Here is a 14468-nt window from a genome sequence, read left to right on the forward strand (position 1 = left end):
CTCCAGGTCGGAGAAAGTAAGGCGGGACCGGCATCTGCCGGTCCCGAACGGTCGTCAGGCCGCTTCGTCGAGCGCGCGGTCGCCAGCATCGTCGGCCGGTGCTCGGGAACCGCCATGGTCGCGATCCTCGTCAGCGGCATCCTCGCACCCGACCGGCGGTGGGCCGAAGCGCATCGCATCGGGTATCCAGGCGATCGCGCGTGCCTTGATGTCGGCTTCGACGATCGTATCGCCGGCGAAGAGCCGTTCCGCCGAGGCGGCGAGATCGTGCTTCTTCGACGCACCGTAGCGCGCGCGCAGTTCGGGGCCGCCGATCTCCTCGAACAGCGCCAGCGTCGGACGCATGTTCAGCTTGTCGAAGAAATTGCGCGCGGTCGGCCGCCACCACGCGGCAACGTCGATCGCGAGCTTCTGCCCGAGCCGATCGATCAGACCGCTGCCGGCCTCGCTTACCGGCACCGCGTGAAGCGTGCGCGCGACGCACCAGCCGAGCCACGCCGCGCGCGCCTCGTCGGGCAAGGCGCAGAAGGCATCGTAGCGGTCCTCGATCGCCGGATGATCGAGCCAGCTGCGATCGAGCGCGGTATCGAACTTCGTCCATTCCGCCGCGGCGGCGGTGCCGCTCTCGAAGTCGCGGGCTCGGGCCGGGGCGGGCTCGGCGCGCAATTCGCTCGGGATATCGCCGCCGCCGAACGCCCGTGTCGCTCGCTCGGCCATGACGAAGGTGCCGAGATCGAGCGCGAACGCCGGGTCGCTGGCGACATGGACCGCGAGCAGTTCGGTCTTCATCGTCGCCAGCCGGTCGATCTGTACCTGGCTCATCGCCGGCTGCTCGGTCGGATCATCCATCGCCGCATCGACGCTGACGGCAGCGCCATCGGCATTGCCGGCATCGTCGATGTCGCTTTCGTCGCTCGCATCGTCGGATTCCGCGATGGGTTGAGGGAGCGCGAAAACCTCGTGGTGAAGGCGCGGCTGGCCATCGGCACCGATGATCAGATACGCCCGGGCATTCGCACGCTGCGCCTCACCGAGCACCGCCGGCCGGCCCGCGATCGCCTGATACTCGGCCTGCAGTTCGGCGATGCGGGTTTCGTCGTCGTCCTCGGGTTCGTAGCCGGGGTCTTCCGACGCCGTTTCGATGTCCTCGATCTCACTCGCGATCGCTTCCAGTCGCTGCTGCTGCCCGGACGTCAACGGCTCCCGCTCGCCCTCGACGGTATCGAGGGCGTAGGTTTCCATGTAGGGCACGATCGTGGAGGACACGGTTCGGACCTCGGCATAGCCCTCGCGCGCCTGGATCTCGCCGGCCGTCTTCAGCAGCGCCTCCTCGGCGAGCCGGTCGACGATATGCGTGTCGAGCCAGCGTTCGTTCTCGGCATCGGTGTACAGGTCGCTGTCGAACCTGCCGTCGGCGGCGATATAGGCATCGCGGCCGACCAGCCGGCAGCGCGGATCGCTCGCCGGATAGCTGTACGAGGCGATCTGGCGCCGGATCTCGTTGACGTTGTCGCGGCCGGAGCCTCGCCGCAGCAGTTCGAAGACGGCCGCCTGACGCTCGACGTCGCCAGTCGAGTAGGCATAGGCTTCGGCCACCTCGATCGAAATCTCTCCGGCTTCGAGTGCGTCGAATACGGGATCGGCGAGGTCGGCGAGGCGCAGTCGCCCTTTGACATAGCGTTCGGTACGATGCAGCCGTTTAGCGAGTTCCGCGGGCGTGACACCCTCGATCCGGATGACATCCTGATAGCCACGGCATTCTTCCGTCGGCGACAGGTCGGCGCGCATGATATTCTCGATGAGGCTCGTCTCACTCGCGTCCTTGCCGTCACGAACCAGCAGCGGCACCGGATAATCGGCATCGAAGACGCCATCGGCGATGTTGGCGTTCACCGCATCGAGACGACTTCCGCCGGCGGAGACATAGTACCAGCCCTTCTTGCGTGGCACCGGTCGTCCGACGAGATTCTGAATGACACCCTTGGCGGCGACACTCGCCTTCATCTGAGCCTGGAAAGCAGGACTACGTTTCTTGCGGACGTTCTTCGGATCGATCATCAGCCGCGATGCTGGGACCGCGATGGGGAGTTGGGACATGGGCGAATCCTCCGTGGTGCCGCGGACCTGACCGTCAGGCCGCGTGCCGCAGCCCATCCACTCCCCCTCTCCTTCTCGCGCGCAGCACGTCGTTCCAGTCGTTGAGCCCGTACCACGGCCAGAGCGTCTCAATGGTGCGACCGGGCTGGGCATGCGCGATCGCGGCGGCAGCAGCGCCCCGGCGGCCGGGCAGATCGTTGTCGGGGAGGAGGATCAGGCGGCGCACCGTATCGGGGATGGTGACCTGCGCCATGCGCTGGCTGCCCAGTACCGCCCAGACCGGCAATCCCAGCAGGATCATCGCCGAAAGGCCGGACTCGACGCCCTCGCCGAGCGCCAGATCGTCGTTCGCGGCGGCGAGGCGGACGGTACCGCCCGCCGGACGCCCCCACGAACGTCGCGGGTTGGTCAGATCGCGGGCACGGCACCCGAAGCGGTCGAGGAAGGTGCGCTGGAGCGCAATCAGGCGCGGACCATCGGTCACGGCCGCGAGCATCGCGGGCCGCAGGCGGAACGCCCGACCGGTTCCCAGCGGCGTCAGGGGTTGGAAGCGAAGCGAAGGCGACGCGATGTCGATTGCGCGGCGTGCCAGATAGCGGCCGGCGATGGTGTCTTCGATGTGGCCGGCATCATCCCACAGGTCAGATATTCGGAGTCGGCGCCACTCAGCGACCCGGTCGTCGATCGTGGAGGGCACTGCGCTGCTACTACGGTCGAGCGCCTCGGGCCGGATGCGCGCGATGGCGCGCAGCACGTCGCGCGTGTCGCAGCCAGCGAAACAGTGGAACAGCAGCCGCGTGTGGCCGACCCGCACCGACAGGCTGGGTTGAACGTCCGCGTGCGCCGGGCACAGGCACATGCCGCGATCGCCGCGCCATGTGCCGCCAAGCCGGCGAATCAGGTCGGCGCCGGCGTTCTCGATGATCATGGATGTTCGGGGTCGCACGGGGCTCTCCGGAAAAACGGGCAAGTGTCGCGTCATGAACGCAGCATCGTTTCTCCTCCCCGCTCCGCATCAAACCCTGACAAGTTCAATGGGGTATGGCCTTGAGGCCGCGCTCGTCGGCGATCGCCTCCTCCAGGAGATCCGCCGCTTGCCGGAGATGCGAAAGCGCATCCGCGTCCAGATCGCGTCGATAGCTCTCGAGCATGGCACGTGCTGCCCGCGTCATCATCAATGCCTGCAGGCGGGTCATCGCCTCGTCCGCCGACTCGTTCATTACCGCCATCCTGGTTCATTCTCGCAGCGGCAGATGCTGTATTGATCCCTATCGCATCTGCAACAACACTCGATACGATCGCGTCACAACGCTGGTGGAGGATGACGTGTACCCAGCCTGGCAGTCGAGCGTTGCCACGCCCTTCGCTGTTCGGGATCGCTTGCAATCGATTCCTCGCACGCGAGGGGAGATGATGCGACTGGATCGCAGAGCTTCGATCCAGGGCTGGAGCAGCGACAGGTCGTTATCTCGAGGGAGGTATGACACCAGAGTCGAATGTTGACGAATCAAGCGAGCGAGAGAGTATGAAGCCACCGGCAAGAGACGAGATCGATGCCCGGCCCGGAGAACCGTTCGATCGTGTCAGCCAGCGGCAACGGATCTATCTGCGCCACGTCGCTCGAAACTTGAGCTCGAAGGAAATCGCGGAAATCGAGGGCGTCAGTGCTCGTGCCGTCGACAAGCAATTGTATTTGGCCAAGACCTTGATCGGCGCGGCGACGCGCGCGGACGCCGCCCGTCGCCTGATCGCCCACGAGGAGGGGGTAGAATCTTTCTACCCTGCAAACGCTCTACCTGTTCAGGAGCCGTTTCGTCCGCTTCCCCTGCCCGTGCCGAGCAGGCGCATGTCGGTGAACCTCATCAAGGCACGCGAGGTCCTGATCTGGAGCGCGATTATCGGAATCGCGATCACGATCGGTCTGGCGGTCGCCGCGATGCTGATCAACGCGCTCATGATCCTGTTCGGCGCCAAACCGGTATAACTGGCGCTACGGCGCCGATGGAGGCGTCAATGCAAACCCGATCCACCCTCTCCAACACCGCCCTCACCGTCGCGGACGATCTGCGACGGGCCGAACGCTCGATCAATCTCGCGACGCGCGATACGGCGCAATTCCTGATGACGACGCTGGACGCCACCGAGGCGCACGGCGTCTCGGCCGCCATGACCCACCGCACAGTCAAGGCGACGGTGGGAGCGCTTGCCTCTCTCGTCGATGGCCAGACGCAGATGACGATGCGCGCGCATCCATCCGCGGAGCGTGTGGCGCGGCAACTCGGCCTGAGCGAGACGAGCTTCGGCGAGGCGCTCCCCAAGCCCTCGCGCGCCGAGCAAGGCGTGGAGCATCATGTCGCCGTCTGACCGGCGCAGAGGACGAGGATCTGGTATATGCATGCTCCGATGACGACCAATCTCATCTTGGCCGGCCTCTACAATGCGGTGCTCGTCGGAACCTGCGTCTATGCATTCGTTCGGGGCGGTCGCCCCGAACGGATCGGCGCGGCGGTGTGTTTGCTCGCTTCTTATGGAACGGTGGTCATCCGGATCATCTGGCCATCGCAGTGGCTGCCCGCGAGCGCCCTGGTTCTGGCGGTCGATGTTGCCGTCCTGGCAATATTCTTCTGGCTCGCCACGTCCACGATACGCTTCTGGCCGATCTGGGCGTCCGGGTTCATGCTTGGCAACGTCGCCGTCACGATCGCGGGTGCCATGTTCCCACAGGTGCACCTCTTCTCGTTTCACACCGGGCTCGGTGCCTACGCCTATCTGGTACTCGGCGCCATCGGACTGGGAACGTATCGCCTGGGCTCTCGACCTGACCCTATTGTCAGGAACGGATCAAGGAGGCTCTGGCTTCAAGGTCAGCGTTGACCACCGTATCCGAACACAGCGAGAGGCCAGTTCTCTGGCCGCCGCACGAAGGTAGGTCTGATCCGTCAGATCTATAATCATCAAGCCTGCATTTGAGCCGCATCTATCAGATATTTGCTCAAATAGGATCTCTGAAACTGAATCCATAACGATACCAACTGCGCGAAATTGGAGAACGGGATGTTCATGTCGCTTGAACTCAATCGCTTCATTTCCCTTTTGAGAGAGTCCGCCTCGGCCGACGATCTGGTCGATGTGCTGACGGATTTCACATGCTGGCTCGGCCTCGAGCGGTTCGCAATGGGGCATCACGTCGACCTGATGCGGCCGCCCCGCGATGCGATCCGGGCGACGAACTATGACATGAGGTGGGTCGAGCAGGTCGTCGAAAGCGGCTATCTCACCGACGATCCTATTCACGCGATCAGCATGAAGACCGTGGCCGGCTTCCGTTGGGACAGCATCGATGTCTCGCGGCTGACCGGGCGACAAAGGACGATCCTCGAACAGGCCGCGCAGCACGGCCTCGTTGCCGGCTACACTATTCCCGTATCGCTGCCCGGCGAGTATTTCGGCACCTGCTCGTTCGCAGGCCGATCCTTCGATCGCCTGCGCCCGCTTGCGCTCGAACTCAGCGGCGTGATCGCAACGGCGGCGTTCCAGAAGGCGCGTCTCATTATGCAGAAGCGCGATGGGCGCGGTGAAGCCGTCATCCCCGACCTGCGTCCGCGGGATCGCGAGGCTCTCATCCTCGTCGGGCGCGGGAAAACCGACGAGGAGATCGCGCTCATCATGGGAACATCGCGCTGGACGGCCCATGAGCGTGTCGAGCGCGTCCGTCGCGCCTATGGCAATCTCCCGAGACCGTCACTGGTTCTGCGGGCGGTGTTCGACAACCAGTTCTCGTTCGCGGATGTATTTCGGCGATGATCGCAACCCCCTTTTCAGGGGTTTGAGCGAAACGATAAGTTCCGGCGACAAATCTCCCGTTCCACTCGCACGGGGGATGTATGATCAGAATACTCGACGGCTTCGACGGTCCGCGCCACGATCCGCTATTCGACGCGATGTTCCGCGATCGCAAGCGCATCTTCGTCGACCTGCTCAAATGGGATGTGCCCGTCGTCCGGGGCACATTCGAGATCGACCAGTTCGACGGTGAGCGCGCCATCTACTGCATCGCGACCGACGATGCCGGTCGCCATCTCGGATCGATCCGGCTTCTGCCGACCGATCGGCCGCACATCCTCGCCACCATCTTCCCCGGGCTGTGTCTGGGCGAGGTCCCGCAGGCCGCGAACGTATGGGAATTGAGCCGCGGCTGCCTCAGCCCGGATCTCGCCAGCGGTGAACGGCTTCACGTTCGCAACCTGCTCACCACGGCGGTAGTCGAGTACGCGCTGTCGCGGCGGATCGCGGCGTACACCTGCATCGCCGACTTCACCTGGTACGGCCAGATCCTGATGCTCGGCTGGGATTGCTGGCCGCTCGGCCCGCGGAAGAAGATCGGCAGGTCGATGACCGGTGCATTGCAGATCGACATCGACGCCACCACGCCCGACAAGCTGCGTGCTGCCGACACCTACGTTCCCTGCCGGATGGTCGACCTCGATGCCGTCGTCATGGGGAGAGCGTGATGGGCGCGAAAGCGATGACGATCTCGCCGGATGCGTCGAGCGATGCGGAAGCTTGGACCGACCGCCTGCGTTCGGACGGTTATTACATCATTCCCGACGCGATGCCCGCCGCGGATGTCGCAGCCCTGGCGGCCGATCTCGCGCCCGATTTCGAGGAAACCGCGCTGTCGGTCGGCCCCTTCTACGGCGACACGACAAAACGCTTCCACGGCCTGCTCCGACGCTCGCCCTTCGCCGCCGCGTTCGTCGGCCATCCGCTCATCCTCGACGTAACGCGCGCGATCCTGGGTTCGTTCTGCGATCGCATCCAGCTGAACCTCACGCAGGCGATCGAGATCCTGCCCGGCGGGGATAGGCAGCCGCCCCACCGCGACCAGGACATGTGGCCGATCCGCTTGCAGGGCGTCGAGTATCTGGTCAACGTCATGTGGCCGTTCACGCCTTACACGGCCGATAATGGCGCGACGATCGTCTGGCCCGGCAGTCACCGGCGCCAGGACGAAATCGTCATGTCCGAAGACGATGCGATCGCTGCCGAGATGAAGCCGGGATCGGCCCTCGTGTTTCTTGGGTCCACGCTCCATGCCGGCGGGGCCAATCGGACCATGACATCGCGGCGGGGCATGGTGATCAGCTATAGTCTCGGCTGGCTCAAGCCCTACGAGCTGCCGTGGCTGGCCTACCCGCCCGAGATAGCGCGGCACTTCTCGCCCGATGTCGCCGACCTCGCCGGCTACCGCGCCCACCGTCCCAATCTCGGCACCTACGAGGGACGGTGTCCGTCGCAATTGTTGCGACCATCGACAGAACCGACGCGATCCGGGGCGATCGACGTCCTCCGACCGGAGCAGGAACAACTGATCGGTGCCTACCGCGCCGGCCAGATCCCCGCCGGCAGCACCGCCGAGCAAATTCTCGCCTGGGCTGCTGCGAGCGCGGGAGGTACCGGGACATGAGCGATGCGGCGCGCATGGACCCGCACGACCCTCGCAAGGCCATCGTCTGCCGACTGCTCGTTCGCGAACGCGACATCGTCGGCGAGGCCTTCGGCAGGTCTTTGTGCGCCAACCCCAATTGGGACATGCTGCTCGCACTGTACATCGCGCGGTGCGAGCAACGGTTCGTCATGCTGACGGCGCTGTGCGCATCGTCATATGCATCGGAAGCCACGGCCTATCGCAGAATATCCGATCTCGAACGCCGCGGTCTCATCGTTCGAAACGACGATCTCCAGGACCGACGGCGAGTGGAAATCCGCTTGAGCGATGATGGCGTGGCGCTCGTGGGCGGCGTGCTGTCCCGGATCGATCGGCTGATCGCTTCGATTGGAGGCGACGACGGGTAAGTCCGACGGACGTCGAATGACCCACCTGTTCCTGTGCTCGTCATATCAGCCGGTGCGCATGTCTTCAGCTGTATCCTTCACGATCGACGCCCAGTACGCCAGCGCTCCCCCGGCCGCGGGATCGCTCTCGCTGGTGAGGCAGGCATACATCGTCAGATGATCGCCGACCTCTCCGATGTCGAGTAGCTTGTTTCGATGCAGCATCGTCAGCAAGAGAGCGGCAAAATGGCCGATGGCCCTGACGATGGTCGGATCGTCCAGGGCCGGAAAGACCGGGTCGACGTCGTCCACGCAAACCTCCTGTTACCCGTGACCACGGGAGCAGGTTGACTCCCGCGCGCTACTGGCGCGGGAGCCGGGGCTGGTAACACGTCGAGACATGCGCCTGCACTTTTAGCGCCGGAGCGCCTGGACATGGCACAGGCACCCCGGCGTGAAACACACCGAGTTGCCGTTCTCGACGGGATTACCAGTCCCGGCGCTGCCGCTTTGCAGCGCACGATCGGATTACCAGCGGGCGCCGGCCCTGCCAAGACGAACGTGGGCGTTTTGGTGCAGTCTGACACCCCCGCCGATCGGATCCCGGTCACCGTTCCGGCCTGTCAGGAGAACATACGCTATCCGCGACGTGCGTCGGGTGGGCCGAATGGCCTCCCCCTAAGCAGGCTGGTTCCGCACCAGCACGTCGATCGGCGCGGTTGTGATCGCATCGACGCATCGATCTTCCAAGGGACCAAGCGCGGACAACAGCAGATCTCTGGGAAAGACGCGGCCGCGTTCTTCGTAGAGTATGGGGATGAACAGATAACCGGTCGTGAAACCGAGCGCCCAGGCGCAACGCAGGTGGTCGTCGACGCTCGTCTTCGGGCTACCGCTCTCGATCTCCCGGAGCCAGCGGACCGCGACCCCGACCTTCTTCGCCAAATTCTTCTGTCGCACACCGTCGCGCGTTCGGCGGGCTTCGATGCACCAGCCCGAAATGACCTTGATGCCTTCGAGTTTCTCGTCGCCGAACCGTGGCCCCTTTCGAGACGACATCCCCATGTCTCCTCAACCTCGATGATCGGATGGTCGGACATGAAAGTGAAAAAAGTGTTGTGAGTCACATCAAAAGACAGCTCAGTCCCCGGCGTCTTCCCGATGCGCTTATCAAGCATTTGAGACGCATACGAAGCGCACCGGCCTGCCTGATCAAGCGGGCCTGATCGCGCGAAGCCGTCGATACGCACCGCCGATCGCCTCCTCGCTGGCAGATCCGAGACAGGACAAGCCCGCGGCGTAGAGCCGGTTGATCTTCGGCGCCTTCCGCGATGCTGCCTCCAGCAAAACGCGCTCGCGTAATCGCTCGGTGATGTCCGCGAGATGGCCGGTGAAACCGACGAAGCGCACTTCACGCCCAACCAGGCTTTGACATGCCGGTGCATCGAGCATGGCTGCCAAGACCGTTGGCGCGAGATCATCGGCGATGGTCAGGCCGACGAATACGGTGGCTCCGAAAGGCAGCAGACTGCGCGCGACCAGGCCGACACGCCGATGACAATCCAGCAAATGGTCGAAGCCCGCGTCCGACAGGCACAGCTTGTACGTCCTCGATCCTCTCGCATCCATTCCAGCCTCCATGGTGATTCTGCATCACCGGTCTTCCAGGCGCGCAGTCCGTTCGCGCCCTGTTCCAGAAAGCGGCATTTGAATGCCGCTTTCGGCATTGAAGTGCCCCCCAGCGGCACTTCAATGCCCATACCATTGCTGACGCGCCCACCGTCGCCCATCCCGGCCTCGTTCCGATGACGGAGGCGCCGCAGGCCGACAGGCTGAAATGTCCTCCTCGCCGACACGATGAAATCAGCCACCGGAAGCGCGCCGACGTGCCGCTTTTACGGACCGGAGGAGTATTGCCCGATGCCGATCGCCTTGCCCGGCACCTTCCCCATCCTGCTCGCCCAGGCACCCGCCCTGTGCGGAGCAGCGCCGATCCCGCCTGCCAGCCCGCCACGGGAGGTTGCGATTGTCCAGCGCGACGATGCGTTCGTCATCGTGGCGACCGCGACGGTGGCGCCAGTCGTGGAGCCGGTTTCCACACCGGTCATCCCGGCAGCAACGAGGCTCGGCAGCACCGTCAGCATCGATCCGACGCTGGTAGTTTCCGACAGGCAGCCTGCCCGCGGAGCGGCACGATGAGCCGCCGCGCCCTCCGCCGCCTGACAGCGTCCCTCCCGTTCCTCGCCCTGATCAGCCTTGCCCTACCCGCGAACGCACAGTCCGCGCCAGCGTCGCCGACCGACGTCGCGCGCCAGGCCGAGGCGGCGCAGCGTCAACTCCAGCAGACGTTCACCAACCTGCAGTTCGAGGACTTCGGTCCATCGCCCGTCGAGGGTCCGATCTACCAGGCCAATGCCGGCGGACGCATCGTCTACTATGCGCCCAGGTCCGAACACCTGCTGTTCGCCGCGGTGTATGACAGAAACGGCGTCAACGTCACCGCGCTGGCGCAGGAAACCGCGGCGACGAAGCGACTGAAACGGATCGATCCGTCGAAGGCGCTCGCGATCGGTCCGGTCGGCGCGCCGACGGTGATCGAGTTCACTGATCCCGATTGCCCCTATTGCCGCGCGCTCGACCGCTTCTGGGCGGCGAGGGCGGCCGAGGGTAAGCCGGTCAGGCGCCTCGTCTTCTTCGTCAGCGACATCCACCCGGATGCCGCCGCCAAGGCCGAGCATATCCTGTGCTCGCCCGATCCGGCGGCGACGTTCGAGAAGATCTATGCCGGCGCGTCGCCGAAGGTGCTCGCCACCTGCGCAGCGGGCAAGGCGAAGGTCGCAGTGCACGCCGCGACGGTCGCGCAGCTCGGCATCGGCGGCACGCCCACGATCATCGCCGACGGCAAGATCGTCTCGGGCTTCCGCCAGGACGAGCTCGAAGCCTTCCTCAACAAGGCGGCGGGCAGTGGCCGCTGACCTCCTCTTTCGTGGCGGCCGTCCGGCAGGTGCCGGGCGGGACGAGATGCCGGGGGGCGCGGGCTTTCGGAGCCGCCCGACGCGCCAATCGGCCGCCATCGGGTTTCCTCGCTGTCGGCAGGCAATTTCGGGCGGCTCCGTTCTCAAGGAGTACAAGATCATGATCCGGAAGATCGGCACACGCGTCGTGTCGTTCGCCGACGTCGGCGTCCTCGTCGCGCTCGGCCTCGCGCTGACGATCGGCGCCGCGCATGCCTTCACCGCACCCGCGGCGGGCGACCTCGGCTACGACATCTACGACATCGTCGTGAACAAGGGCGTGAAGGGACCGCTCGGCTTCGTCGCCGGCGTCGCGGCCTTCCTGTTCGGGGTCAGCCGGCTGTTCTCGAACATCATGGTCGGCATCCCGACGATCGTCGCGGCGGTCTGCCTCATCAAGTCCGACACCATCCTCCAGACCTTCGGGATGGTCGTCTGAACCCGATCGGCAGGGCGCCGGTCGGCGCCCTGCCTCCACCGCTCGGGGCCGATCCTGGCCCCGGGAAAACCGCCCCGCGCACGGGGTGATGAAGCAGGGGAGAAGAGCGATGGACGAACGCCTGCCGCAGTACCTCCACCGGCCCGTTCAGATCCTCTGGTTCGGTGCCGACGAATTCCTCGTGGTGGTGTCGACGATCTTCGTCGCGGTCATCGTCGGTGGTCTGATCGGCTGGGCGCTGATCCTCGCCCTTCTCCTTTTCATCCCCTGGAAGCGCACCAAGCCGCGCGGTTTCCTGCCGCATCTCGCCTGGCGCTGGGGCCTCGTCTCCTTCCCCCACTATCCGGGTCCGACCCAGACCCGCTTCTACGAGTGAGCGGCGCCATGTCTGTTCTCCACCGCAATCGTCCCGACGCCGATCCGCTGACCGGCAAGCCCGCCAGCTTCGGCATCCACCGCTACCTGCAAGGCTCGTCGAACCTGTTCGAGGAGAACCGGCTGCTCAAATTCGCGGTTCTGGGCCTGTTCGGAATCACCGCGGTGCTGGGCGCGGTCGTCTACAGCGCCGACCAGAACCGCCGCACCGTGGTGGTGCCGTTCGCGAGCGGCGGCGATCTCTACGTCACCGGCTCGAAGCCGTCGGCCGATTACCTGCGCGCGATGACGCGCAACATCGTCGCGCTCGCCGGCACCTATTCGGCCTATTCCGCCGACACCCAGTTCCAGGCGCTGCTCGGGATCGCGCACCCGTCCGCGTTCAACGGCTTGCGCGACAGCTTCAACGCGATCCTTGATGAGCTGGGCGACAACCCGACGCTCTCGATCGCGACGTACATCCGCCCCGACCAGCCGGTCACCTTCTCGGACCACGACATCGTCGTGCCGGTCGAGAAGGTCCGCGTGATCGGCGGGGTCATCCGCAAGTTCCGCGGCAACCTGCACATCCGCTTCATCATCGACAATGGCCGCTTCTGGCTGACCGGTCTCACCGAGGAGAATTTCGATGCCGAGCTTCGGTAATCGGGCGCGCGCGTCCACGGCGGGACTGACCCTGCTGCTCGGCGCATATCCTGCCTTCGCCCAATCCATCACCGCGCTGCCCGACCAGCGCAGCACGATCCGCCTGTCCAACCGCGACATCAATCATATCGTCTGTCAGGGCGGCGAGATCGAGGACGTGAAATTCTCCGCCGAGAAGGGGCTGGCGGTCGAGAAGGCCGGCTCGGACGCCTGGATCAAGTTCCTGGTCAAGGAGACCGACGACAGCGGCAATGTCAGCCGCGCCTATGTCACGACACCGTCCGAGTTCTTCGTGTCGTGCAACGGCGCGATCTACCCACTCTACGCCGAGCCCGCCGATATCCCCGCCCAGACCGTCACGCTGGTGCCGGGCGCGACACAGCGGGCGCGCGCCAACCAGGACCTGCTCGGGCCGCTGGTCGAGGAGGAGCGCGCCGTATCGGTGACGCTGGCGATGCTGCAGGACCGGGTGCCGGCAAGCTTCACCACCGTCGCGCCCGAGGCCGCCGATATCCGGCTCGCCGGTCTGCCCGGTGCCACCCTGCGCGAACGCCGCCGCGTCGAGATCGATGGGGCCGGATTGTCGGCCTCCGAATATGTCGTCGCCGCGACGGCTGCGATCGACCTCGACGAGCGCGTGCTGCTCGACCGGCGCCTGGGCGCGCGCATCTTCGCGGTCAGCGCCGATCGCCTGACGCTTCGCCCCGGCGAGGTCGCGCGTGTCATCGTCGTGCGCCGCGGAGATGTCCGGTGAGCGGCGGCGACGACACCACCGCCTCGCCCAAGGCAAGCGACAAGCCGGCCACCCCGACGGTCGAGCGCGGCGCGCCTCTGCTCGATTTCAGGACGCGCTGGGCGACGATGGATGCGAAAGCGCGACTGCGCGCCAAGCAGTTGGGCGTGGCCGCCTCGGTCGCGGTGCTCGGCTACGGACTCTACACCGCCTCGAACGGCAGCGGTGAGAAACCCGAGGCGGCGCCCGTCGCCTCGAAGATGGACATGGGCGCCGGCCTGCGCGGCGACAGTCTCGAACTGAAGCTGCGCGGCGACGTGAAGAAGATTCTCGACGGGCAAAGCCTGCTCGGCGAGCGGATCACCGCGATCGAGGAAGGCCGTGTCGCGCCCGGCAGCAAGCCGGATCTGAACGGGCTGCCATCGGGCATGAATCCGCAAGACGGCGACCTGCCGTCGGCGTTGCCGGACAGCGCGCCGGCCTTCCCGCCCGCGCCCGACACCGCGGCGGTCGAGCCCAAGGGCGACACGCTGCCGCCCCCGCCGGGCAGTGTCGCGCCGGCCGCACCGCCGCCCCCGCCGGTCGAGAAGACGGTCGGCGGAATCGGCAGCGCCGCAGGTCCGATCGCCGCCGCGGCGGGCGGCGCGTCCGCCGGACCCGACGCCAAAAAAAAGAGCCGGACGATCTATTTGCCGCCTGGTTTCATGAAGGCGCGGCTGCTGACCGGGATCGACGCGCTCGCCAGCCGCGACGCGACCTCGAACCCCGAGCCGCTGATCGCGCGCGTCCAGGCGCCCGCCGTGCTGCCCAATGACGTGAAGGCGAACCTCGCCGGCTGCTTCGTCGTCGGCAACGCCACCGGCAGCCTCGCCAAGGAACGCGTCGAGGTCCAGCTCGTCTCGCTTTCCTGCGTCGACTTCGACGAACGCTCGGTCGTCGATCAGCCTATCAAGGGCTTCTTCGTCGACACCGACGGCAAGAAGGGGCTGTCGGGTAAGGTCGTCACCCGTGCCGGCGCGAGCCTCGCGCGCACCTTCATCGCCGGCACGATCGCCGGGATCAGCCAGACGATCGAGGGGACGTTCGGCAGCACGGCGACGTCGGCGCTCGGCAACGTCCGCACGCTCGATCCGGGCGATGCGGCGAAGAGCGGCATCGCCGGAGGCTTGGGCAAATCCTCCGACAAGCTCGCCGACTTCTATCTCGACCTCGCCCGCCAGGCCGGACCCATCGTCGAGGTCGGTGCCGCCAAGGACGTGGTCGTCGTCATCCAGGAGGGCGTGACCCTCGAGATCAAACCCGGCGCGGGCGTGAAGTTCTGATGCGCCCG

The 14468-nt window shown here is 65.7% G+C and carries 20 protein-coding genes; 14 read left to right on the forward strand and 6 right to left on the reverse strand.

Annotated elements, in window-relative coordinates:
• Positions 1-54: 54 nt before the first annotated feature.
• The 3 genes from QLH51_RS12965 to QLH51_RS12975 form a co-directional block, all read right to left on the reverse strand.
• Entirely contained in the window at positions 55-2097 is a 2043-nt protein-coding gene (locus QLH51_RS12965; protein ID WP_125659917.1) for a ParB/RepB/Spo0J family partition protein, read from the reverse strand.
• Positions 2098-2131: 34 nt separating this feature from the next.
• A complete protein-coding gene (locus QLH51_RS12970) occupies positions 2132-3025 on the reverse strand; it encodes a DUF7146 domain-containing protein (protein ID WP_125659914.1) in 894 nt (297 codons plus the stop codon).
• 103 nt (positions 3026-3128) lie between these two features.
• A complete protein-coding gene (locus tag QLH51_RS12975; RefSeq protein ID WP_125659911.1) occupies positions 3129-3317 on the reverse strand; it encodes a hypothetical protein in 189 nt (62 codons plus the stop codon).
• Between the two features lie 305 nt (positions 3318-3622).
• Between QLH51_RS12975 and QLH51_RS12980 the strand changes: the two genes are divergently transcribed.
• The 7 genes from QLH51_RS12980 (at position 3623) to QLH51_RS13010 (ending at position 7953) form a co-directional block, all read left to right on the forward strand.
• Positions 3623-4081: a sigma factor-like helix-turn-helix DNA-binding protein gene (locus QLH51_RS12980; RefSeq protein ID WP_125659908.1), complete on the forward strand. Its 459-nt coding sequence runs from the start codon at positions 3623-3625 to the stop codon at positions 4079-4081.
• Between the two features lie 29 nt (positions 4082-4110).
• Positions 4111-4461: a hypothetical protein gene (locus QLH51_RS12985; RefSeq protein ID WP_125659904.1), complete on the forward strand. Its 351-nt coding sequence runs from the start codon at positions 4111-4113 to the stop codon at positions 4459-4461.
• Between the two features lie 39 nt (positions 4462-4500).
• Entirely contained in the window at positions 4501-4971 is a 471-nt protein-coding gene (locus tag QLH51_RS12990; protein ID WP_125659901.1) for a hypothetical protein, read from the forward strand.
• A 180-nt stretch (positions 4972-5151) separates the two neighbouring features.
• A complete protein-coding gene (locus QLH51_RS12995) occupies positions 5152-5901 on the forward strand; it encodes a helix-turn-helix transcriptional regulator (protein WP_125659898.1) in 750 nt (249 codons plus the stop codon).
• Positions 5902-5981: 80 nt separating this feature from the next.
• Positions 5982-6608, forward strand: coding sequence for an acyl-homoserine-lactone synthase (locus QLH51_RS13000; protein WP_125659895.1), 627 nt, complete (start codon positions 5982-5984; stop codon positions 6606-6608).
• A complete protein-coding gene (locus QLH51_RS13005) occupies positions 6608-7564 on the forward strand; it encodes a phytanoyl-CoA dioxygenase family protein (protein ID WP_206429144.1) in 957 nt (318 codons plus the stop codon). The genes QLH51_RS13000 and QLH51_RS13005 overlap by 1 nt, the downstream gene beginning before the upstream one ends.
• Positions 7561-7953, forward strand: coding sequence for a MarR family winged helix-turn-helix transcriptional regulator (locus QLH51_RS13010; RefSeq protein WP_125659892.1), 393 nt, complete (start codon positions 7561-7563; stop codon positions 7951-7953). The genes QLH51_RS13005 and QLH51_RS13010 overlap by 4 nt, the downstream gene beginning before the upstream one ends.
• A 45-nt stretch (positions 7954-7998) precedes the next feature.
• Here the strand turns inward: QLH51_RS13010 and QLH51_RS13015 are convergent, their stop codons facing one another.
• The 3 genes from QLH51_RS13015 to QLH51_RS13025 form a co-directional block, all read right to left on the reverse strand.
• Positions 7999-8244 (reverse strand): hypothetical protein, encoded by a 246-nt coding sequence (locus tag QLH51_RS13015; protein WP_125659889.1) that lies wholly within the window; start codon positions 8242-8244, stop codon positions 7999-8001.
• Positions 8245-8610: 366 nt separating this feature from the next.
• Complete coding sequence (locus QLH51_RS13020) at positions 8611-8991, reverse strand: helix-turn-helix transcriptional regulator (RefSeq protein ID WP_164516184.1); 381 nt, start codon at positions 8989-8991, stop codon at positions 8611-8613.
• Between the two features lie 153 nt (positions 8992-9144).
• Entirely contained in the window at positions 9145-9561 is a 417-nt protein-coding gene (locus QLH51_RS13025) for a hypothetical protein (protein WP_125659883.1), read from the reverse strand.
• Positions 9562-9852: 291 nt separating this feature from the next.
• On the opposite strand from QLH51_RS13025, the gene QLH51_RS13030 reads away from it, so the two are divergent.
• From QLH51_RS13030 to QLH51_RS13060, 7 genes are all read left to right on the forward strand, one after another.
• Entirely contained in the window at positions 9853-10131 is a 279-nt protein-coding gene (locus tag QLH51_RS13030; protein WP_125659880.1) for a hypothetical protein, read from the forward strand.
• The gene (locus tag QLH51_RS13035; RefSeq protein ID WP_125659877.1) at positions 10128-10907 is read left to right on the forward strand and encodes a DsbC family protein; all 780 of its coding nucleotides are present in this window, start codon (positions 10128-10130) and stop codon (positions 10905-10907) included. The genes QLH51_RS13030 and QLH51_RS13035 overlap by 4 nt, the downstream gene beginning before the upstream one ends.
• Positions 10908-11067: 160 nt before the next feature.
• Positions 11068-11385: a hypothetical protein gene (locus tag QLH51_RS13040; protein WP_125659874.1), complete on the forward strand. Its 318-nt coding sequence runs from the start codon at positions 11068-11070 to the stop codon at positions 11383-11385.
• A gap of 109 nt (positions 11386-11494) precedes the next feature.
• The gene (locus QLH51_RS13045) at positions 11495-11761 is read left to right on the forward strand and encodes a type IV conjugative transfer system protein TraL (RefSeq protein ID WP_125659870.1); all 267 of its coding nucleotides are present in this window, start codon (positions 11495-11497) and stop codon (positions 11759-11761) included.
• 8 nt (positions 11762-11769) lie between these two features.
• The gene (locus tag QLH51_RS13050) at positions 11770-12405 is read left to right on the forward strand and encodes a TraE/TraK family type IV conjugative transfer system protein (RefSeq protein WP_125659867.1); all 636 of its coding nucleotides are present in this window, start codon (positions 11770-11772) and stop codon (positions 12403-12405) included.
• A complete protein-coding gene (locus QLH51_RS13055; RefSeq protein WP_125659863.1) occupies positions 12389-13159 on the forward strand; it encodes a type-F conjugative transfer system secretin TraK in 771 nt (256 codons plus the stop codon). Before QLH51_RS13050 ends, QLH51_RS13055 begins: the two co-directional genes overlap by 17 nt.
• Positions 13156-14460: a TraB/VirB10 family protein gene (locus QLH51_RS13060; protein ID WP_206429143.1), complete on the forward strand. Its 1305-nt coding sequence runs from the start codon at positions 13156-13158 to the stop codon at positions 14458-14460. Before QLH51_RS13055 ends, QLH51_RS13060 begins: the two co-directional genes overlap by 4 nt.
• Positions 14461-14468: the final 8 nt, after the last annotated feature.

This window comes from Sphingomonas sp. 2R-10, from assembly GCF_030062225.1.
In the GTDB taxonomy this organism is placed as follows: domain Bacteria; phylum Pseudomonadota; class Alphaproteobacteria; order Sphingomonadales; family Sphingomonadaceae; genus Sphingomonas.